The sequence below is a fragment of the Saccharothrix saharensis genome (assembly GCF_006716745.1).
GTDB classification, from domain to species: domain Bacteria; phylum Actinomycetota; class Actinomycetes; order Mycobacteriales; family Pseudonocardiaceae; genus Actinosynnema; species Actinosynnema saharense.
In genome coordinates, this window is record NZ_VFPP01000001.1 from 3,168,115 (window position 1) to 3,188,456 (window position 20,342).

Annotated in this window: 23 protein-coding genes; 11 read left to right on the forward strand and 12 right to left on the reverse strand. The window is 71.0% G+C overall.

All coding sequences use genetic code 11. The features are described 5' to 3' along the window. Positions 1–27 precede the first annotated feature (27 nt). Both FHX81_RS13190 and FHX81_RS13195 read left to right on the forward strand, forming a co-directional pair. Positions 28–1,731: a DEDD exonuclease domain-containing protein gene (locus FHX81_RS13190; RefSeq protein WP_141978289.1), complete on the forward strand. Its 1,704-nt coding sequence runs from the start codon at positions 28–30 to the stop codon at positions 1,729–1,731. 42 nt (positions 1,732–1,773) lie between these two features. After that, entirely contained in the window at positions 1,774–2,058 is a 285-nt protein-coding gene (locus tag FHX81_RS13195) for an Lrp/AsnC family transcriptional regulator (protein ID WP_053718754.1), read from the forward strand. A gap of 268 nt (positions 2,059–2,326) precedes the next feature. On the opposite strand, the gene FHX81_RS41285 is transcribed toward FHX81_RS13195, so the two are convergent. The 5 genes from FHX81_RS41285 to ctaE form a co-directional block, all read right to left on the reverse strand. Further along, positions 2,327–2,827, reverse strand: a complete 501-nt coding sequence (locus FHX81_RS41285; RefSeq protein WP_211363479.1) for a hypothetical protein — start codon at positions 2,825–2,827, stop codon at positions 2,327–2,329. A 65-nt stretch (positions 2,828–2,892) separates the two neighbouring features. Continuing rightward, positions 2,893–4,563, reverse strand: a complete 1,671-nt coding sequence (gene qcrB, locus FHX81_RS13205) for a cytochrome bc1 complex cytochrome b subunit (protein ID WP_141978291.1) — start codon at positions 4,561–4,563, stop codon at positions 2,893–2,895. After that, positions 4,560–5,684: a cytochrome bc1 complex Rieske iron-sulfur subunit gene (qcrA, locus tag FHX81_RS13210; protein WP_141978293.1), complete on the reverse strand. Its 1,125-nt coding sequence runs from the start codon at positions 5,682–5,684 to the stop codon at positions 4,560–4,562. Before qcrA ends, qcrB begins: the two co-directional genes overlap by 4 nt. Next, complete coding sequence (qcrC, locus tag FHX81_RS13215; protein ID WP_141978295.1) at positions 5,681–6,490, reverse strand: cytochrome bc1 complex diheme cytochrome c subunit; 810 nt, start codon at positions 6,488–6,490, stop codon at positions 5,681–5,683. The genes qcrA and qcrC overlap by 4 nt, the downstream gene beginning before the upstream one ends. A gap of 44 nt (positions 6,491–6,534) precedes the next feature. Then, positions 6,535–7,143, reverse strand: coding sequence for an aa3-type cytochrome oxidase subunit III (ctaE, locus tag FHX81_RS13220; protein ID WP_082404045.1), 609 nt, complete (start codon positions 7,141–7,143; stop codon positions 6,535–6,537). Between the two features lie 84 nt (positions 7,144–7,227). Between ctaE and FHX81_RS13225 the strand changes: the two genes are divergently transcribed. The 4 genes from FHX81_RS13225 to FHX81_RS13245 all read left to right on the forward strand — a co-directional run bounded on the left by FHX81_RS13225 (position 7,228) and on the right by FHX81_RS13245 (position 10,207). Next, positions 7,228–7,620, forward strand: a complete 393-nt coding sequence (locus tag FHX81_RS13225; RefSeq protein WP_141978297.1) for a hypothetical protein — start codon at positions 7,228–7,230, stop codon at positions 7,618–7,620. 53 nt (positions 7,621–7,673) lie between these two features. After that, entirely contained in the window at positions 7,674–8,084 is a 411-nt protein-coding gene (locus tag FHX81_RS13230; RefSeq protein ID WP_141978299.1) for a hypothetical protein, read from the forward strand. 7 nt (positions 8,085–8,091) lie between these two features. Beyond that, on the forward strand, positions 8,092–9,144 hold the full coding sequence (trpD, locus tag FHX81_RS13235; RefSeq protein WP_141978301.1) for an anthranilate phosphoribosyltransferase: 1,053 nt from the start codon (positions 8,092–8,094) through the stop codon (positions 9,142–9,144). A 394-nt stretch (positions 9,145–9,538) separates the two neighbouring features. Continuing rightward, complete coding sequence (locus tag FHX81_RS13245; RefSeq protein WP_141978303.1) at positions 9,539–10,207, forward strand: lysophospholipid acyltransferase family protein; 669 nt, start codon at positions 9,539–9,541, stop codon at positions 10,205–10,207. Positions 10,208–10,260: 53 nt separating this feature from the next. Here FHX81_RS13245 and FHX81_RS13250 read toward each other — a convergent pair whose 3' ends face one another. Further along, on the reverse strand, positions 10,261–10,677 hold the full coding sequence (locus FHX81_RS13250; protein ID WP_141978305.1) for a cytochrome c oxidase subunit 4: 417 nt from the start codon (positions 10,675–10,677) through the stop codon (positions 10,261–10,263). Between the two features lie 12 nt (positions 10,678–10,689). After that, complete coding sequence (gene ctaC, locus FHX81_RS13255) at positions 10,690–11,622, reverse strand: aa3-type cytochrome oxidase subunit II (protein WP_141978307.1); 933 nt, start codon at positions 11,620–11,622, stop codon at positions 10,690–10,692. 205 nt (positions 11,623–11,827) lie between these two features. Here ctaC and asnB point away from each other — a divergent pair, with 205 nt between their 5' ends. Then, positions 11,828–13,756 (forward strand): asparagine synthase (glutamine-hydrolyzing), encoded by a 1,929-nt coding sequence (asnB, locus tag FHX81_RS13260; protein ID WP_141978309.1) that lies wholly within the window; start codon positions 11,828–11,830, stop codon positions 13,754–13,756. A 49-nt stretch (positions 13,757–13,805) separates the two neighbouring features. Here the strand turns inward: asnB and FHX81_RS13265 are convergent, their stop codons facing one another. After that, positions 13,806–14,240 (reverse strand): MerR family transcriptional regulator, encoded by a 435-nt coding sequence (locus FHX81_RS13265; RefSeq protein ID WP_141978311.1) that lies wholly within the window; start codon positions 14,238–14,240, stop codon positions 13,806–13,808. 81 nt (positions 14,241–14,321) lie between these two features. On the opposite strand from FHX81_RS13265, the gene FHX81_RS13270 reads away from it, so the two are divergent. Continuing rightward, entirely contained in the window at positions 14,322–15,503 is a 1,182-nt protein-coding gene (locus tag FHX81_RS13270) for an MFS transporter (protein WP_246107795.1), read from the forward strand. A 74-nt stretch (positions 15,504–15,577) separates the two neighbouring features. Beyond that, positions 15,578–15,751: a hypothetical protein gene (locus FHX81_RS40495; RefSeq protein ID WP_170232040.1), complete on the forward strand. Its 174-nt coding sequence runs from the start codon at positions 15,578–15,580 to the stop codon at positions 15,749–15,751. 111 nt (positions 15,752–15,862) lie between these two features. On the opposite strand, the gene FHX81_RS13275 is transcribed toward FHX81_RS40495, so the two are convergent. The 3 genes from FHX81_RS13275 to FHX81_RS13285 all read right to left on the reverse strand — a co-directional run bounded on the left by FHX81_RS13275 (position 15,863) and on the right by FHX81_RS13285 (position 17,736). Next, on the reverse strand, positions 15,863–16,177 hold the full coding sequence (locus FHX81_RS13275) for a PASTA domain-containing protein (protein WP_141978313.1): 315 nt from the start codon (positions 16,175–16,177) through the stop codon (positions 15,863–15,865). 74 nt (positions 16,178–16,251) lie between these two features. Beyond that, complete coding sequence (locus FHX81_RS13280) at positions 16,252–16,626, reverse strand: HesB/IscA family protein (RefSeq protein WP_141978315.1); 375 nt, start codon at positions 16,624–16,626, stop codon at positions 16,252–16,254. Between the two features lie 90 nt (positions 16,627–16,716). After that, positions 16,717–17,736: a glycerate kinase family protein gene (locus tag FHX81_RS13285; RefSeq protein ID WP_141978317.1), complete on the reverse strand. Its 1,020-nt coding sequence runs from the start codon at positions 17,734–17,736 to the stop codon at positions 16,717–16,719. 42 nt (positions 17,737–17,778) lie between these two features. On the opposite strand from FHX81_RS13285, the gene FHX81_RS13290 reads away from it, so the two are divergent. Together FHX81_RS13290 and FHX81_RS13295 are read left to right on the forward strand one after the other, a co-directional pair. Beyond that, positions 17,779–18,414, forward strand: coding sequence for a DUF3043 domain-containing protein (locus tag FHX81_RS13290; protein WP_141978319.1), 636 nt, complete (start codon positions 17,779–17,781; stop codon positions 18,412–18,414). A 49-nt stretch (positions 18,415–18,463) separates the two neighbouring features. Beyond that, positions 18,464–19,450: an aldo/keto reductase family protein gene (locus FHX81_RS13295; protein WP_141978321.1), complete on the forward strand. Its 987-nt coding sequence runs from the start codon at positions 18,464–18,466 to the stop codon at positions 19,448–19,450. Between the two features lie 65 nt (positions 19,451–19,515). On the opposite strand, the gene FHX81_RS13300 is transcribed toward FHX81_RS13295, so the two are convergent. Next, positions 19,516–20,223: a helix-turn-helix domain-containing protein gene (locus tag FHX81_RS13300; protein WP_141978323.1), complete on the reverse strand. Its 708-nt coding sequence runs from the start codon at positions 20,221–20,223 to the stop codon at positions 19,516–19,518. Positions 20,224–20,342 lie beyond the last annotated feature (119 nt).

A 20,342-nucleotide genomic window follows, 5' to 3' on the forward strand; every position in this document is an offset into this window, starting at 1 on the left:
CGGTGGGTGCGGCTACCGTGCCGCCCGATGACTACTCAGCTCACGTTCGACGAACTGGGCACACCGCTGCGCGACACCACGTTCGTCGTGTTCGACCTGGAGACCACCGGCGGCCGGGCGGACGAGGACGCGATCACCGAGATCGGCGCGGTCAAGGTGCGCGGCGGGCGGGTGATCGGCGAGTTCGGCACCCTCGTCGACCCCGAGCGGGGCATCCCGCCGCAGGTCGTGGCGCTGACCGGGATCACCCAGCTGATGGTGACCGGCGCGCCGCGGCTGACCACGGTGCTGCCGGCGTTCCTGGAGTTCGCCGCCGGCGCGGTGCTGGTGGCGCACAACTCCGGCTTCGACGTGGGCTTCATGAAGGCCGCCTGCGCCCGGCACGGCTACACCTGGCCCAAGCCCACGGTCGTGTGCACGGTGAAGCTGGCCCGCCGGGTGCTGAGCCGGGACGAGGCGCCCAGCTGCCGGCTGTCGGCGCTGGCCCAGCTGTTCGGCGTGGCGGAGCAGCCCAACCACCGGGCGCTGGTCGACGCCCGCGCGACCGTCGAGGTGCTGCACCACCTGCTGGAACGCGTCGGCTCCGTCGGCGTGCACTCGCTGGAGGAGCTGGTCGCCTACCTGCCCGACGTGACGCCCGCGCAGCGCCGCAAGCGGACCCTGGCCGCGCACCTGCCGTCCACCCCGGGCGTCTACCTGTTCCGCGGCCCGTCGGAGGAGGTGCTCTACGTCGGCACGGCGTCCGACCTGCGGCGACGGGTGCGGCAGTACTTCACCGCCGGAGAGGGGCGCAAGCGGCTGCGGGAGATGGTGTCGCTCGCGGTCCGGGTGGACGCGGTGGAGTGCGCGCACTCGTTGGAGGCGGAGGTGCGGGAGCTGCGGCTGCTGACCGCCCACAAACCCGCCTACAACCGGCGTTCGAAGAACCAGGGGCAGGCGTGGTGGCTCGTGCTGACGGACGAGGCGTTTCCGCGCCTCTCCGTGGTCCGCACGCCGCGTGAGGGGGCGCTCGGCCCGTTCCGGTCCCGGCGGCTGGCCGAGACGGCGCTGGAGGCGCTGCTGGAGGCCGTGCCGCTGCGGGCGTGCTCGATGCGGATCCCGGCGCGCAACGCCTCCGCCACCCCGTGCGCGCTGTTCGAGCTGGGCCGGTGCAAGGCGCCGTGCGCGGGGCGGCAGTCGGTGGACGACTACTCCCCCGCCGCTTCGGCTTTCCGCCGCCTGGTCGCCGGGGCCGACGTGACGCCGCTGCACGACATGACCGCGCAGATCGACGCGCTCGCCGCCGCGCACCGCTTCGAGGACGCCGCCACCCGCCGGGACCGGATGTCGTCGCTGGTGCGGTCGTTGGACCGGGCGCAGCGGCTCGCCGGCCTGGCGGCGTTGCCGGAGGTCGTGGCCGCACGGCCCGACGGCACCGGCGGGTGGGAGTTCGCGGTGGTGCGGCACGGGCGGTTGGCGTCGGCGGGGGTGGCGCGGCGGGGCGTGCGGCCGATGCCGGTGGTGGACGCGCTGGTGGCGTCGGCGGAGACCGTGGTCCCGGGCGAGGGGCCGCTGCTCGGCGCGCCCGCCGAGGAGGTCGGCGTGGTGCTGCGGTGGATCGACCGGCCGGGCACGCGGCTGGTCCACTGCGACCGCCCGTGGACCTCTCCCGCGTTCGCCGCCGGCTCGTGGCGTGAGTGGGTGGCGCGCGCCGAGGCCGGTCGCGACCAGTACCGGGCGGCGGGCCACTAGCATGTGGTCGGTCGATACCCCGACGACTTGTGGAGGACCGCTGTGATCACCGCGATCGTGCTGATCCAGGCCGCCGCCGAGACCATCCCGGACGCGGCGCAGGCGATCGCCGACATCGAGGGCGTCACCGAGGTCTACTCGTGCGCCGGCGACGTCGACCTGATCGCCCTGGTCAAGGTCGCCCGGCACGAGGACCTGGCCGACCTGGTGCCCGGCCACATCTCCAAGGTGCCCGGCGTGCTGAACACGGACACCCACATCTCGTTCCGGTCTTACTCGAAGCGCGACACGGACGCGGCGTTCGCCATCGGCCTCGAAGACGCCTGAGCACGTCCGGCAGCCGTGTGCGGGTACGTCGCGATCCGCGCCCCCGCGGGCCGGGCGCTGCCGCTCGCGGAACTCGGTGACCGGCTCTCCGCCCTCGGACTGCGAGGTGAAGCTCAGCGCCGTCTGCTCGACACCGTGGCTCGCACGCTCGGGTGGGCGGTCGACCACGGAGTCGGTGAACACCGCCGGCCGGCCGCCCTCGGTCACGCGGACATGCGGCAAGCCCCATACCCGAACCGGCGCGGGGCCTCCACCACGGGCGAACGGGTCAGTCCTCCGGGCGTCCGAGGTGCCCGGTGCGCTGAGCGCGGACCGCCATCTCGTTCCGGTCGCACTCGAAGACGCCCGATCGGACGACCCCGGCACCGGCCGACATCGTCGGACCCCGCCGGCAGGATGAAAAACAGGGATCCCCTGGGCGGGGACCCCTGCGAAGCACGCGCGTCGCACCACGGCAGGCGGGTCGGCGGCCCTGGCGCAGCCACTCGTCGAGCACCGTGAAATCGGTGTCCTCCTCCGGCCACGGCACGACCGGCAGGGGCGGCAGGCCCAGCAGGGGTGCGACGGACTCGTTCGCGTCCTCCGGCCACGTCGTCGCCCGCACCAGGTCGCACGGCAGGGCGGCCGGCCGCCGGCCGTGATCGGGGTCCACCCTGGTCAGCAACGGGTTGCCGGTCGCCGGAACGGGCCCGTGGGTCGGGTGCCCGACGCCGCCGAACGGGATGAGCGGACCGTCCACGTCGAGGAAGAGCAGCGGACGCGTGGGCACCGCCGCACCTTGACGGGAAAGCCCCGCACCGGAACCGGTGCGGGGCTTCACCACGAGCGAACGGGTCAGTCCTCCGGCTGGGCCGGCTTCCCGGCCAGCTCGCCCGCCGGCTTGTTCTCGCCGGACAGGGCGTCCGCCGACACACCGCGCTCGGCCCGCGCACGGGCCAGGGCGGCGGTCTCCTCCGGCGGGTCCGGGGTCAGGAAGCTGCCCGGCACCGGGTGCCCGGCCGAACCCAGCTTGTTCATCTTCTTCGGCACCGACGCGCCCTGGTAGGCCAGGGGCAGCGGGTGGCCGTGGTCGTCCACCGGGCCCAGCGGCTGGTGCACCTCGATGAACTCGCCGTGCGGCAGGCGCTTGATGATGCCCGTCTCGACACCGTGCTCCAGCACCTCGCGGTCCGCGCGCTGCAACCCGATGCAGATGCGGTAGGTGATGAAGTACGCCACCGGCGGGACCAGGAGCATGCCGATGCGGCCGATCCAGGTCATCGCGTTCAGCGAGATGTCGAACTTCATCGCGATGATGTCGTTGCCGCCCGAGAGCAGCAGCACCATGAAGTACGAGATCGCCATGACACCCAGCGACGTCCGGACCGGCACGTCGCGCGGGCGCTGCAGCAGGTTGTGGTGCGCGTAGTCCTTGGTCATCTTGCGCTCGATCCACGGGTACACCGCGGCGAGGCCGGTCAGCAGCGGCAGACCGAGGATGAACGGCAGGAACGGCGCAGGCACCGTGTAGTTGCCCAGGTAGAGCTCCCACGCGGGCCACAGGCGGATCAGGCCGTCGGTCCAGCCCATGTACCAGTCGGGCTGCACGCCCGCCGACACCTGCGACGCGTTGTACGGGCCGAAGTTCCAGATCGGGTTGATCTGGAACACGCCGCCCATGATCGCCGTGACGGCCACGACCACGGCGAAGAAGCCACCGCCCTTGGCCGCGAACACCGGCATGATGCGCACGCCGACGACGTTGGTCTCCTTGCGGCCGACGCCGGGGAACTGGGTGTGCTTCTGGTACCAGACCAGGCCCACGTGCACCGCGATCAGCGCCAGGATGATGCCCGGGATGAGCAGGATGTGCAGCGAGTAGAGGCGCGGGATGACCTCCGTGCCGGGGAACTCGCCGCCGAACAGCAGCCAGTTGCTCCACGTGCCGATCACCGGGATCGAGATCAGCAGCGCCGCCATCACCCGCAGGCCGGTGCCGGACAGCAGGTCGTCGGGCAGCGAGTAGCCGAGGAAGCCCTCGATGGCACCCAGCATGAACAGCACGATGCCGATGACCCAGTTGATCTCACGCGGGCGCCGGAACGCGCCGGTGAAGAAGATCCGGAACATGTGCACGACGATCGCGCCCATGAACAGCAGCGCGGACCAGTGGTGGACCTGCCGCACGAACAGGCCGCCGCGGACCTCGAACGAGATCTGCAGGGTCGACTCGAACGCCCGGGACATCTCGATGCCCTGGAGGTTGACGAAGCTGCCGTTGTAGACGACCTCCTCCATGGAGGGGTCGAAGAACAGGGCCAGGTACGTGCCCGACAACAGCAGCACGATGAAGCTGTACATCGCGATTTCGCCGAGCAGGAACGACCAGTGCGTCGGGAAGACCTTGTTCAGCTGCTTCCGCATGCCGGAAGCAACGTGATACCGGTCGTCAGCCCACTTGGCGGCGCCACCCGCCACGCGTGCGCCCGCACCCTGCCGTTTCGTCGGCGTGGTGATGCCGCTCATGACTTACGCTCCCAGAACGCCGGACCCACGGCCTCGATGAAGTCGCCGCGGGCAATCAAGTATCCGTCCTCGTCAACCGTGATGGGAAGCTGCGGCAGCGCGCGGGTCGCCGGACCGAACCGGGGCTTGCCGTAGTGGAAGACGTCGAACTGCGACTGGTGGCAGGGGCACAGGAGCAAGCCGGTCTGCTGCTCGTACAGCGAAGTCGGGCACCCGAGGTGCGTGCAGATCTTCGAGTACGCGTAGAAGTCGCCGTAGTTGAAGTCCTCCTGGCCGGCGCGCTTGACCACCGACTGGCCGGGGCGCAGGCGGATGAGCATGACCGGGCTGTCGGCCCGCTTCAGCGCGTGGACCAGGGCTTCTTCGTCGTCACGCTCCGACTCGCGGAACGGGAACACCGTTTCGAAACCACCGGCGTCCAGGTCCTCGGGGCGCACCAGCGCGACCTCGTGGAAGTCGCCCGTGTGCCGGCGCAGGTAGACCTTCTCGCCGTCGTCGGACTTCCACGCGGTGTGCCAGAGCGAGTCCTTGGAGTCGCTGTGCGCCCACGGGTTGCGGATCAAGCCGCCCACGCCCACGGCCAGCACGCCGAGGCCGAACACGCCGGCGCCCAGGCCCGCGGTGCGCTTGATGAGCGACCGGCGGCCGATCGTGGACCGCTCGCCCGCGTCGGCCAGCTGGGCGATGACCGTGGCCTTGTCGACCTCGGACGAGCCGCCGTCGTGGCGCTGCTGGACCGACAGCTCCTCCGGGATGAACTTCTTCGTGTAGAGCAGCGCGCCCACGCCGAGGCCGAGGATCGCCACGCCCAGCGTGAGACCGATGACCGGCGTGTAGAGGCTGTACAGGAAGTGGTCGTCGGTGTTCGGAGCCTCGTACTTCCACGGCCACCAGAGGAACGCCACCAGGAACGCGAGGCCGGCCAGCGCGGAGATGGCGAACCACAGGGCCACCAGGCGCTCGGCGCGCTTCTCGGCGCGGGTGCCCTTGACCGGCCAGCGGTCCTCGTAGTGGACGATCTCCACGCCGTCCATGCGGGCGCCGAGCTTGACCAGCTCGTCCCGGCTCATCCCGGCGAGTTCCGCCTCGTCGGGCAGCTCGTTCGGCTTCACGCCGCTCATGCCTTGGCTCCGATCCAGAGGGTCACGCCGATGAGTGCGGCGATACCCACGATGAACGCGATCAGACCCTCCGATACCGGCCCGAGGCCGCCGAGGGGGGCGCCGCCGGGGTTGTTGTTCCCGTCGGTCACCGACTTGATGTAAGCGATGATGTCTTCCTTCTCCTCCGGCGTGAGCTGCCGGTCGGAGAACTTCGGCATGTTCTGCGGGCCCGTGAGCATCGCGGTGTACAGCTGCTCCTCGGTCACGCCGTCGAGCTCGGGCGCGAACTTGCCGGACGACAGCGCCCCGCCGCGGCCGGTGAAGTTGTGGCACGCCGAGCAGTTGAGCCGGAACAGCTCGCCGCCGCGGGCCGGGTCGTCGCCGCGCAGCGCCTCGCCGCGCTCCTCGGGCGTCTGCGGGCCGCCGCCGCGGGACTGGATGAACGCGCCGATCGCGTCCACCTCCTCCGGCGTGAACTTGGCGGGCTTGCGCTGCGCCTGCGCCTCCTGGCGGGCCATCGGCATGCGGCCGGACGACACCTGGAAGTACACGGCCGCCTCGCCCACGCCGATCAGGCTGGGGCCGCGGTCCTCGACGCCGTCGAGGTTCTTGCCGTGGCAGCTGATGCAGGTGTTGTTGTAGAGCTGCTCGCCCAGTCGCACCTGCGCCGGGTCGTCCTGCGCCTGCGCGGTCTGCGGCTGCGGCGCGAGGGCGCTGAACAGGAAGCCCGCGGCCAGCAGCGCGAAGCCCAGCGCGAGCAGGCCCGAGATCCGCCGGCGCAGCTTCGTGCTGCGCTTCCGGGCCCGTGTGGTGTTGGTGGTCATGTGTGCGGCAACCCTTGCTGGTGTGAGTTCGGGGTTCGAGCTGGTCAGGGCACGATGTAGATGATGGCGAACAAGCCGATCCAGACGACGTCGACGAAGTGCCAGTAGTACGACACGACGATCGCGGAGGTCGCCTGCGCGGGCGTGAACTTGCTCAGCTTCGTGCGGACCAGCAGGTAGCCGAACGCGATCAGGCCACCGATCACGTGCAGGCCGTGGAAGCCGGTCGTCAGGTAGAAGACGGTGCCGTAGGCCGAGGCCGGGATCGTCGTGCCCTCGCTGACGAGGGTGACGTACTCACCGGCCTGGCCGGCGACGAAGATCGCACCCATGATCAGCGTCACGATGTACCAGCGGCGCAGACCGAACACGTCACCCCGCTCGGCGGCGAACACGCCCCACTGGCACGTGAACGAGGACGCCACCAGGATGATCGTGAAGAACAGTGCGTAGGGCACGTTCAGGTGGGTCGGTGCTGGTGGCCAGTGCCCTTCGTTCTGGGCCTTCACCGTGAAGAACATGGCGAAGAGCCCCGCGAAGAACATGAGCTCACTGGACAGCCAGACGATCGTGCCGACGCTGACCATGTTCGGGCGGTTCAGCGAGTGCACGCGCTGGCCGATTGAGGGCGCTGCCGTTGTCACACGACGCATTATTGCTTGCAGGTTTTCGTCCCGCCCATCGGGTCCGGGGCACGTACGCAGGTCATCTGGGTCACACGCACGGTGAGGACGGTCATGGGGTGGTTGAACCGGTTGCGTGATCGCCGGGCGCGACGGGGTGTACCCGCACTGGAGATCGATTCACCTGGCCTGGAGGTCGTGGTGGAGGCGTTCGACGTGGCGGAGGCGGACTCGGCGGCGTTGGCCCGCTCGCCCCGCTGGCGGCCGGACGAGCCGGCGGTGCTGCGCCACCACCTCGAACTGCCCTCTGACCAGGTCGAACGCGCGCGCGAGCTGCTCGCGCCGGACGGGTGGGAGCTGCGTCACGACGGCCGCTGGCACGCGTTGCGGGTGCAGCGGCTGGACGCGCTGCACTGCGCTCAGGAGCGGGCCCGGATGGCGAGCCTGGCCCAGCGGCTCGGCGGCGACTGGATCGGGTGGGACGCGCTTCAGGTCACGCATGGTTAGCCGGATAACATCTGGACCCACCTGGCACCCCGACCCGCCGGAGGATCGCGCCGATGAGCACGCAGACGACCAGGATCCTGGTGTTCAGCCACCGCCCCGAGGTGCGTGAGACGATCATCACTGCGGTGGGTCGCCGTCCCGCGCCGGACCTGGGCCGCGTCGAGTACGTCGAGGCGGGCGCCGTCGCCGACGTCCTCTACGAGATGGACAACGGCGGCGTCGACCTGGCGATCCTGGACGGCGAGGCGCAGCCGACCGGCGGCATGGGCCTGTCCCGGCAGCTGAAGAACGAGATCACCGACTGCCCCCCGATCGTGGTCGCGGTCCGCCGCAAGGACGACCGGTGGCTGGCGACGTGGTCGCAGGCGGACGCGGTGCTGGTGCACCCGCTCGACCCGTTGGCGGCCGCCGAGACCGTGGCCGAGGTGCTGCGCTCGACGGCGTTGCCCGTCGTCCGGGGCTGAGGTCGCCGTGGAGCGCACCTGGCCGTTACTGCTGAACCAGCTCGTCGACCGGGTCGACCTGTCGCAGGACGACACGGCGTGGGCGATGGACCAAGTGATGTCGGGCGCGGCGACGCCCGCCCAGATCGCCGCGTTCGCGGTGGCGCTGCGGGCCAAGGGCGAGACGCCCGAGGAGGTCGACGGCATCGCCACGATGATGCTGCGCCACGCCCGCCGGTTCACCGTGGACGTGCGGGCGGCGGACATCGTCGGCACCGGCGGTGACAGCTCCGGGTCGGTGAACATCTCGACCATGGCGGCGATCGTCACGTCCGCGGCGGGCGTGCCGGTGGTCAAGCACGGCAACCGGGCGGCGTCGTCCAAGTGCGGCACGGCGGACGTGCTCGAAGAGCTGGGCGTGGCCATCGACCTGCCGCCGCTGGGCGTGCAGCAGACGGTGGAGGAGCTGGGCATCGGGTTCTGCTTCGCGCCGGTGTTCCACCCCGGTTTCCGGCACGCGGGCGCGCCGCGGCGCGAGATCGGCATCCCCACGTCGTTCAACCTGCTCGGGCCGCTGACGAACCCGGCTCAGCCGCAGGTCGGCCTGGTGGGGTGCGCGCGGGTGGCGTTCGCGCCGCTGGTCGCGGGCGTCTTCGCGCGGCGGGGCAACACCACGCTGGTGGTGCGGGGTGACGACGGGATGGACGAGATCACCACGACCACCACGACGTCGGTGTGGGTGGCCGACGGCGGCGGGGTGCGCACCGACCGGATCGACCCGTCGGCGCTGGGCATCGCCCCCGCGCTGCCCGAGGACCTCAGAGGCGGTGACGCCTCGGTGAACGCCGAGGTGGTGCGCGAGCTGGTGGCCGGGAAGCCGGGTGCGGTGCGGGACGCGGTGCTGCTCAACGCGGCGGGCGCGATCGCGACGCACGCCGGCCTGTCGGGTGACCTGAACGCCGACCTCGCGGCCGGCCTGGGCCGGGCGGCGGAGGCCGTCGACTCGGGCGCGGCGGCGGACCTGCTGCGCCGGTGGGCGGCGCGGTCGACCGAGCTGAAGAAGGCCCTGGCGGACGCCTGAGCGGTCGGTGGCGGCACTGCCGGTCGCAGGGCCGTCACCGGTTCTCTGGCGGTGTCCGGTCGCCTCGGGCGGCCACCGCGATCCGGGCGGACGAGCGGGCCCGGGTCGACCAGCGGCACGGTCGTGAGCCCTCCGGGCAGGGCGTGGCCCATCGGCGCGAGCCCCACCGAGCCGTTCCACAGCACGGCTCGCCGGCATTCGTGGGCCGTGCGCACGACCGGCCCGTCGCGGTGCCGCCCGCCGTTGCGGTAGGCCGGCCACACCGGGGTGCGCAGCGCGGTCGCCGTGCCCGCCGCCGCGGAGGCGCTGGTGGTGCGACGACACCCCGCGTGAGCGATCGAGACGACGGCCACCTTTTCACCGCCGCGCAACAGGGGCGGGTCATGCTGTTCCCATGCTCTACACGGTGATGAAACGAGTGGTGGCGCCCACGGCGCGGCTGGTCTACCGGCCGACCGTCGAAGGGCTGGAGAACGTGCCCGCCGACGGTCCGGTGATCCTCGCGCCGAACCACCTGTCGTTCATCGACAGCATCGTCATCCCCATGGTGGTGCCGCGCCGCGTCTCGTTCCTCGCCAAGGCGGAGTACTTCGAGGGCAAGGGCGTCAAGGGAGCCCTGTCGCGCTACTTCTTCGGCTCCCTCGGCCACGTCCCCGTGCGCCGCGGCCTCGGCCGGGCCGCCAGGGCGTCGCTGGACACCGCCAAGGACATCCTGGACGGCGGCGGCGCGTTCGCGATCTACCCGGAGGGCACGCGCTCCCTGGACGGCCGGCTGCACCGCGGCCGCACCGGCGTGGCCCGGATGGCGCTGGAGTCCGGCGCGCCGGTCGTCCCGGTCGGGCTCATCGGCACCGACGAGGTGCAGCCGGTGGACCGCAAGCTGCCCCGCGTCCGCCCCATCACCGTCCGGTTCGGCGAGCCGCTGCGGTTCGACCGGTACGCGGGCATGCACGAGTCGCTGCCGGTGCTGCGCTCGGTCACCGACGAGATCGTCTACCGCATCCTGGAGCTGACCGGGCAGGAGTACGTGGACAGCTACCAGAACTCGGCCACCGCGGCCTGAGGCACGACGAAGGGGGCCACCTCGGCGAGGTGGCCCCCTTCGCGTGCGTTCACTCAGTCGTGGCTGGGACCGGTGTGGTACTCGAACACCAGACCGCCCACGGCGATCAGCACCAGCACCACGGCGATCACCAGCAGCCACACGTGCCAGAACGCGAGCGCCACGCCCGCCGTCGCGGCCGCCGCCGCCAGGCCGATCGGCCAGTAGCTGCCGGGGCTGAAGAAGCCCAGCTCACCGGCGCCGTCGCTGACCTCGGCGTCCGCGTTGTCCTCCGGCCGGACCTCGATGCGCCGGGCGACGAACCGGAAGTAGGTGCCGACGATCAGCGCCAGGCCGCCGGTCAGCGCGAGCGCCACCGTCCCGGTCGGCTCGACATAACCGGTGTCCGCCCACGTCCAGTAGCCGTACACGACGGCCATCAGGAACGAGAACCCCATCACCAAGTCGAAAATGCGGGCTTCGACCTTCATCGCTGCGTCCTCCTACTTCCCACCGTCGGACGCCTCGCGGACAGTCCGGTCGGTGTCGAAGGGCGTGGTCGTCGTGGCGTACGGCGTGCACAGCTCACCGCAGTTCATCTCGGTCAGCGCCTCGGCCGCCGTGTAGGGCTGCCCGGTGTCCGGGTTGGTCTGCTTGCGCAGCTCCATGTACCGGTCGTAGTCGGCCGACTCCAGCGCCCTGACCTCGAAGTTCATCACCGCGTGGTACGTGCCGCACAGCTCGGCGCAGCGACCGACGAACGACCCGGTCCGGTCGATCTGGTCGATCTGGAACGCGTTGTCCTGGTTGTTCTTCTCCGGCTCGGGGAAGACGTCCCGCTTGAAGTGGAACTCCGGCACGAAGAACGAGTGGATGACGTCGGTCGACCGCAGGTTGAAGCGGATCGACTTGCCCTGCGGCACCACCAGCAGCGGGATCTCGCCGGACGTGCCGACGGTGCTCACCGGCAGGTCGGCCGCCTCGGTCTTGTGCTGGGGGTACTGGAACTCCCAGTTCCACTGGAACGCGATCACGTCGACCGTCACGTCGGGCGTCTTGCTCTTGTCCGTGACGTAGTTCTGCGTCACGGCGGTGAAGTAGAACAAGACCGCCACGATGATCGTCGGCACGACCAGCAGCACGAGCTCCAGCGGCAGGTTGTACGCGACCTGGCGGGGCAGCTCCTCGCTCTTCTTGCGGTGGAACGCGACCGACCAGAGGATCAGGCCCCACACGATCACGCCGACCGCGAGAGCCGCGACGACCGACCAAGTCCACAGCTCGCGCATCGCCTCGGCCTGCGGCGTCACGGCCACCGGCCAACCGAAGCGCAGCACCTCTTCCGTGGAGCAACCCGTGGCCCCGACGCCGACCAGGCCGACCAGCCCGCCGACCTTAGCCAGCCGGGCTGCCCTGGTGCCCTCCTTCAGGCCCACTGCTCGCCGCCTCCTCGCGCCACTCAACGTCACCAAGCTCGCAGGCAGGGGTGGAATTCTCCCCATGCCGGATCATGCGGGAGCGTAGCTCAGCGCACGACGCGTCACCCGTCGGGGGCCGCCCCGGTGGAGTGCAGTTTCGGTCACACACCGGCCCCCCGGCATACTGGAGTCTTCTCCACACGACACGAAGGGTGTTTACGGCGTGTGCGGCCTGGTAGGACTGGTTTGCCCTGGCGAGAACGAGGCCCAGCGGGCGCGCTCGGCGGTGGCGGGGGCATTGCGCTGCATGCGCCACCGCGGCCCGGACGAGAGTGGCACCTGGCAGGGCGGTGAGGTCGTCTTCGGCTTCAACCGGCTGTCCATCATCGACATCGAGCACTCGCACCAACCCCTGCACTGGGGTCCGCACGACCAGCAGGGTCGTTACGCGATCCTGTTCAACGGCGAGATCTACAACTACGTGGAGCTGCGCGCGGAGCTGACCAAGCAGTTCGGCGCGGTCTTCGCCACCGACGGCGACACCGAGACCATCGTGGCGGCCTACCACTACTGGGGCCCGGGTGCCGTGGCGCGGCTGCGCGGCATGTTCGCGTTCCTGATCTGGGACAAGGCGCGCCGGGTCGTGTTCGGCGCGCGCGACCCGTTCGGCATCAAGCCCCTGTACTACGCGGCGGGCCCCGGCGGCGTGGCGTTCTCCAGCGAGAAGAAGTCGGTGCTGGAGCTGGCGCCCGCGATCGGCATCCGGCCGGAGGTGGACGAGAAGGCCCTCCAGCACTACCTGATCCTGCAGTACGTGCCGGAGCCCGAGTCGCTGCAGAGCCACATCCACCGCATCGAGTCCGGCACGTCGTTCACCCTCACGCCGGGCGGCAAGCCCGTGGTCGAGCGGTACTTCCCGGCCACGTTCCGGCCGCGGACCGTGCGCGGCGAGGCGGACGAGAACCGGCTGTACGACGAGATCACCGAGGCGTTGCGCGACTCGGTGGCCAAGCACATGCGCGCGGACGTGACGGTCGGCTCGTTCCTGTCCGGCGGCATCGACTCGACCGTGGTCGCGGCGCTGGCCAAGGAGCACAACCCGGATCTGATCACGTTCACCACCGGGTTCGAGCGGCAGGGCTACTCCGAGATCGACGTGGCCGCCGAGTCGGCCGCCGCGATCGGGGTCAAGCACGTGGTCCGGGCGGTGACGGCGCAGGAGATGATGGACGCGCTGCCGCTGATCACCTGGTACCTGGACGACCCGGTGGCGGACCCGGCGCTGGTGCCGCTGTGGTTCATCGCCCGCGAGGCGCGCGAGCACGTGAAGGTCGTGCTGTCCGGCGAGGGCGCGGACGAGCTGTTCGGCGGCTACACGATCTACCGGGAGCCGCTGTCGCTGGCGCCGTTCGAGAAGGTGCCCGGCGCGCTGCGCAAGGCCATGGGCAGGGTGTCGACCAAGATCCCGCAGGGCGTGCGCGGCAAGGACCTGCTGCGCCGGGGCGCGCTCACGCTGGAGGAGCGCTACTACGGCAACGCCCGGATCTTCATGGACGACCAGCTTCGGCAGGTGCTGCGCACGTACGACCCGAACGTGTCGCACAAGGACGTGACCGCGCAGCCGTACCGCGAGTCGGAGGGCTGGGACCCGGTGACGCGGATGCAGCACGTGGACCTGTTCACGTGGCTGCGCGGCGACATCCTGGTCAAGGCCGACAAGATGACGATGGCGAACTCGCTGGAGCTGCGGGTGCCGTTCCTGGACCCCGAGGTGTTCCGGATCGCGTCGCAGGTGCCGTCGGAGCTGAAGCTGACCAAGGAGACGACGAAGCACGCGTTGCGGCGGGCGATCCGCGACATCGTGCCCGCGCACGTGCTGAACCGGCGCAAGCTGGGCTTCCCGGTGCCGATCCGGCACTGGCTGAAGGACGAGATGCACGACTGGGCGGTGGACACCGTGCGCCAGTCGCAGACCGACCGGTACATCGACAAGAGCGCGGTGCTGCGGGTCATCGAGGAGCACCGGTCGGGCGTGGCGGACAACAGCCGCCGGATCTGGGCGCTGCTGGTGTTCATGATCTGGCACGGGATCTTCGTGGAGGGCCGGATCCGACCGGTCGTGCCCGAGCCGCACTACCCCGTGAAGCTCTAGCCCTCCCGGTGGAGGCCCCCGGCGCGCACGTGCCGGGGGCCTTCGCGTCTCACCCGGCCCTGCCCACCGGTTCGGCCCGCACCGGTTCGACCTGGCACGCCCCGTCGGACTTCTCGGCCATGATGCGGGTGACGTCGACCACCAGCCTGCCCAGGTGCTCCTTGCTGCGGCTCAGCTGCTCGATGCGGGTGTCGATGGACGCCAGCTCGTCGTTGAGCATGCGCAGCAGGGGCACGCAGCCCGCTTCGTCCTCGGGCAGCTCGACGTCCTGGCCGAACGCGTGCGCGAGCACGAGCCGGACCAGGCGCACGTTCAGGCCGGAGCCGATGAGGCAGCGGACGCTGCGGACGCGTTCCACGTCGGACTCGTCGTAGACGCGGTAGCGGGATTCCGTGCGCTGGGGCGTCAGCAGTCCCTGCTGGTCGTAGTAGCGCAGCATGCGCACCGTGGCGCCGGTCTTCTCCGCGAGCTCACCGATCAGCACCTATTCCCACCCCTGTCGAAAAGAGGGCTCGATCACGCAACCTTGACCCTGACGTCAGTGTCACACTTTAGCGTCGTCGTCGTGATCGCCTTCATCCTGATGCTCAGCGCATTCGCCGTGGGGACATCCGAGTTCATCATCGTCGGCGTGCTGCCCGAGGTCGCCGCCGACCTCGGTGTGGACGTGCCGACCGCAGGCCTGCTGGTGACCGCGTACGCCGTGTCGGTCGCACTGGGCGGTCCCGTGCTCACCGTGTTGACGGGGCGCATCGCGCGCCGCACGCTCCTGATCTCCGTCATGGCACTGGCCCTGGTGGCCTCCCTGGGCAGCGCCCTGGCCCACGACTACACCCTGCTCATGACGGCGCGCGTGGTGGCCGCGCTCGCGCAAGGGCTGTTCTTCGCGGTGGCGTCCCAGGTCGCCATCGCCGCCGTGCCGCCGGAGAAGCAGACAGCGGCCATCGCCAAGGTCGTCAACGGTGTCGCGCTGTCGACCATCCTGGGCATCCCGCTGGGCACGCTGATCGGCCAGAACTACGGCTGGCGGGCGTCGTTCGTGCTGGTCAGCGCGTTGACCGCGATCGGGCTGGTCGGGGTCGTGCTGGGCACGCCGAAGATCGCGCACGAGCCGGACCCCGGCGTGCGGGCCGGCCTGTTCGCGTTCGGCAGGCGGACCGTGCTGCTGGGGTTGGCCACCACGGTCCTGTCGTTCACCGGCCTGATCACCGCGTTCACCTACGTCGCGCCGGCGTTGCGCGAGGTCAGCGGGTTCGAGCCGGGCTGGGTGACCGGGGTGCTGCTGGTGTACGGGCTGGGCACGCTGGTCGGCAGCACGCTGGCGGGCCGGGTGCCGACGGACCGGATCGCCCGCGTCCTGCCCGTGCCGCTGGCCGTGCTCGGCGCGGGACTGCTGACCCAGGGACTGGTGCTGGAGAGCAAGGTGGCGGCCGTGGTGAGCGTGTTCGTGCTGGGCGCGAGCGCGTTCACGGCCGGTCCGCTGATCCACACCTACCTGATGGGCCAGGCGGGTTCGGCGGCCGGTCTGGTCGCCTCGGTGAACATCTCCGCGTTCAACGTGGCCGCGGCGCTGGGCCCGATGCTCGGCGGCGTGGTGCTGACCAGCGGGCTCGGCCTGCGGTGGATCGGCACCGTCGGCGGCTTGTCGACCATCCTCGGCGTGGGGGTGGCCCTGGTGGTCGGCAGGGTGACCGCCGCCCGGCCGGCGACGTCCGGCACCACCACACCGCTGGCCGCGCACGTGTGAGATGGCCCTACCGGGCGGGCATTACCGCCCGGTAGGGCTTTTGTCAAGCACTCGGCACGCATACGGTCGCCGATGTGAGGAACACCGAAGCGAACACGTTGGCCGAGCTGATCGAGGACTGCACCGAGGTGCCGCAGGAGCTGCGCGGAGCGGCGGACCGGGCCCTCCCCGAGCCGCACCCCACCGCGCCGTGGCAGGTGGATGACGCCAACTACGCCCAGGTCGCGGACCTGGAGGTCTACGTCTGACGCCGGACCCGGCGGGTGCGTCGCTCCCACGGAGCACATGCACCCGAGTGCCCGGGCCGCCCGGCCGCACGCCCAGGTCCCGGAGCGGTGCGGTTCCCCGGAACCGGACGTTCACTCGGCGCGGTCCCGAAGGGGATCGGCTTCGGGTTCGTCACGCCTCGGCAGTGGGTGGCGTGGTTCGCGGTCGCCCGCACCGCCCGCGTCGGGGCGCTCCTCGAAGTCGACCGCGACCGGCGTGCCGCGGGGGACCCGCTCGCCGGCGGTCGGGTGCTGGGCGGTGACGATCCAGGTGCCCGGCCAGGTCAGGGCGCCCAGCGGTGGGCCGTCCACGTCACGTGAGGTGACCACCACGCCCGCGTCATGACCCGTCTTCCGCGCCTGCGGGACCGTCAGGCCCACCAAGCGGGGCACGTGCGTGTCCGTCATGGCTCCCAGCGTCCCACCGGGCGCAACGGAAAGGCCCCCGCCGTGGCGGGGGCCCTTCCGTCGATCGCGGTCGATCAGTGGAACGAGTCGCCGCAGGCGCAGGAACCGCCGGCGTTCGGGTTGTCGATGGTGAAACCCTGCTTCTCGATCGTGTCGACGAAGTCGATCACCGCACCCTCGACGTACGGGGCGCTCATGCGGTCCACGGCCACCTTCAGGCCGCCGAAGTCGCGCAGCGCGTCACCGTCGAGCGTGCGCTCGTCGAAGAACAGCTGGTAACGCAGCCCCGCGCAGCCACCGGGCTGGACGGCGATGCGCAGGTGCATGTCGTCGCGGCCCTCCTGGTCCAGCAGCGCCTTCGCCTTCACGGCAGCCGCGTCGGTCAGCGTCACGCCGTGGGTGGGCGGGGCTTCAGGAGTCGGGGTGACTGCGTCCTGAGCGGTCGTCATGGCTCTCCCTCAGAGGTCCTTTGCGGGCATCTATTCCGGGCAAACACGGGAAGCACCCGCTTTGTTCCTACCCCCATGGTCGCACAGACGTCACGGACGGGGGTGTGACCACTGCCTCGCCACGTGCGCGGCCAGGTCGGCGAGCGTGCCCGCCGGGTCGGCCATGCTGCGCCCCACCGAACCGGCGTGCTCGGCCACCGCGTACGACTCCTGCACGCCGACCGCCGCCGCCTCCCGCCTGCCCACCGCCACCTGGCCCGCGAGCACCACGCACGGCACACCGCGTTCCGCCGCGCCACCGGCCACGGCGGTCACCAGCTTCCCGCGCAGCGACTGCCAGTCGAAGCTGCCCTCCCCGGTCACGACCAGGTCGGCGTGGTCGAGCGCGTCGTCCAGCCGGGTCAGCGCGCGGACCATGCCCGCGCCGGACTCGACCGTGGCCCCGAGGGCCAGCAGCGCGGCCCCGAGGCCTCCCGCCGCACCCGCGCCGGACCGGTCGCGGACGTCGGCCAGCTCGTCCATCGCGGCCAACCGTGCCTCCAGCCGTTCCACCGCATCGGGTGACGCGCCCTTCTGCGGGCCGAACGTGCGCGCGGCGCCGTGCGGGCCCAGCAGGGGGTTCTCCACGTCGGCGGCGGCGACCAGGCGGGCGGTCTGCGGCCGGACGGTCTCGCGCAGCCCCGCGCCGCCGTCCGTGGTGCCCGAACCGCCCAGGCCGACCACGATCGTGTGAACGCCCGCGTCACCGGCCGCGTTGAGCAGCTCGCCGACGCCCCGGGTCGTGGCGGTCTCGGCGGACCGGGCGCGCTCGTCCGCGGGGATGAGGTGCAGGCCACAGGCCTGGGCGGACTCGACGTAGGCGCACCCGTCGTGCTCCAGCCACACCGCCTCCACGGGCGTGCCCAGCGGTCCGGTGACGGTCGTCGCGTGCAGCGTGCCGCCCAGCGCGGCGTGCAGGACGTCGACGAAACCGGGCCCGCCGTCGGCCAGCGGGCACAGCCGCAGCTCGTCGTCGGGAGCGGTGCGGCGCCAGCCCCCGGCCACGGCCTCGGCGACTTCCCGCGCGGTCAGCGTTCCGCCGAAGCAGTCCGGCGCAATAACAACTCGCACCTCGCGAACAGTACTTATCGGGGCATCTCCTACTCTGGTGTGGTGAGGTTCCTGCGCCGCAACGCCGACGAAGCCGCCGAGACCACCACCACCGAGGACGTTTCCGCGGAGGTGACCTCGGCCGATCCGTCGCGCACGCCCGGCAAGGGGCGGCCCACGCCGAAGCGGCGCGAGGCCGAGGGCAAGCGGCGCGGACCCGTCCCGCCGCCGCCCCGCACGCAGCGCGAGGCGTTGAAGCGGGCACGCGGGAACAAGGTGTCCAAGGAGGAGCGGCGCGCGGCGGCGGTCGAGCGGCGGCAGCGGATGATGGCGGGCGAGGACAAGTACCTCCTGCCCCGCGACCGCGGCCCGGTGAAGGCCTACATCCGCGACGTGGTCGACTCGCGGCGCAACCTCATGGGCCTGTTCATGCCGCTGGCGATCCTGGTGTTCGTGGCGCTGATCGTGCCGGCGCCCGCGATCCAGCAGTACGCGACGCTGCTGACCACGTTCATGCTGCTCGCGATGGTCGTGGAGGGCTTCGTCCTCGGCCGGCTGGTGAACCGGCGGGTGCGGCTGAAGTTCCCCAACGACACCACCCGCGGCCTGTCCATCGGCTGGTACTCGTTCATCCGCGCGAGCCAGCTGCGCAAGCTGCGCGTGCCCAAGCCGAGGGTGAACCCGGGCGACAAGGTGTGACCCCGGAGTTCATTAGCTACCCGAACGACCCGGTACTAGGCTTGGCCGCATGGAGTTCCGACGCCTCGGCCGCAGTGGCCTGAACATCAGCGAGATCTCGTACGGCAACTGGCTCACCCACGGTTCCCAGGTCGAGGAGGACCAGGCGACGGCCTGCGTCCGGGCCGCGCTCGACGCGGGCATCACCACGTTCGACACCGCCGACGTCTACGCCAACACCAAGGCCGAGTCGGTGCTGGGTCGCGCGCTGGCCGGGCAGCGCCGCGAGTCGCTGGAGATCTTCACGAAGGTCTTCTGGCCGACCGGCCCCGGCGGCCCCAACGACAAGGGCCTCGGCCGCAAGCACATCGTGGAGTCGATCAACGGCTCGCTGAAGCGGCTGCAGACCGACTACGTCGACCTCTACCAGGCGCACCGGTACGACAAGTCGGTGCCGCTGGAGGAGACGATGCTCGCCTTCGCCGACCTCGTGCGGCAGGGCAAGGTGCTCTACATCGGCGTGTCGGAGTGGAACGCCGACCAGATCGCGCGCGGCGCGGCGCTGGCCCGTGAGCTGAACGTGCCGTTCATCTCCAACCAGCCGCAGTACTCGATGCTGTGGCGCGTGATCGAGTCGCAGGTCGTCCCGACCTCCGAGCGCGAGGGCATCAGCCAGATCGTGTGGTCGCCCATCGCGCAGGGCGTGCTGACCGGCAAGTACCTGCCGGGTCAGCCCGTGCCGGAGGGCTCTCGGGCCACCGACGAGACCGGCTCGAAGTTCATCCAGCGCTTCCTGCGCGACGAGGTGCTGACCAAGGTCCAGCAGCTCAAGCCGCTGGCCGACGAGGCGGGCCTGTCCCTGGCCCAGCTCGCCGTCGCGTGGACCCTGCAGAACCCGAACGTGGCCAGCGCGATCATCGGCGCCTCCCGGCCGGAGCAGGTGCACGAGAACGTCAAGGCGGCCGGCGTGAAGCTGGAGGACGAGCTGCTGAAGAAGATCGACGACGTGCTCGAGGGCGTCGTCGAAACCGACCCGCGGTTCACCGTCACCCCCTGACGCGCATCACCCCCGAAGCCCCGCTCGGACGTCCCCGGGCGGGGCTTCGGTGTGCCGGGCCGGGATCAGTCCTCCGGCCCGAGGACCACCGCCATGCGCTGCAGGAGGTAACCCGCGCACCAGCGCGCTTCGGTGTCCTTCGGGTCGACGGCTTCCTTCGCCAACTTGGCGGCGAGCTTCCGGGGTTCCGGTGCACCGACGGGGTCGTCCGCGACGGCGAGCGCAACGTCCCACGCGCACTGCGTCAGGCGGGACACCTCGGACGCCAGGCACAACCGCCGCACGACGTCGTCGCTCTCCAGCACGTTGACGACGACCTCGGCGTTCTCCCGCCCCGGCGAGAACCCCAGGATGCTCACCGCGTTGGCCCTGAGCGTCGACGTGCGCCCGCCGACCGCCCACCGCCGGAAGTTCTCCATGGCCTGCGGCCCCAACACCGGAGCCACCGCCGCGTCGACGGAACTGGACGTCGGCCCTTGGGCGAAGATATCGGGATCCCCGCTCTCCACCGCCTCCCGAATGTGCTGCAGGTGTCCGGGGCCGTCGATCTTCTTGAGTCGCGGGTGATTGATGTCCGATCGGTACACGCCGGCCCCTAATGCTCGTTCGTACGCCGCCACCACCTCCAGGGTAACCGGGTTCACACCCGTCTCGACCAGCCCCAGATATGACTTCGAGTAGTTGGTCGCCTGGGCCATGCGGGTGAGCGAGAACCCCGCGTACTCCCGCGCCGCCCGCAACCGCGTCCCGGTCACTTCGAGTGCCTGCGACACAGTCGTCCCCTTGCTCGCGTCCGGCGATACCAGACAGTCCTGCACTCATACCAGACACATGCACGGCCACGCCACCAGACAGCGCCAGACCTCCGATCAGACCTCACCAGACGCGTCGA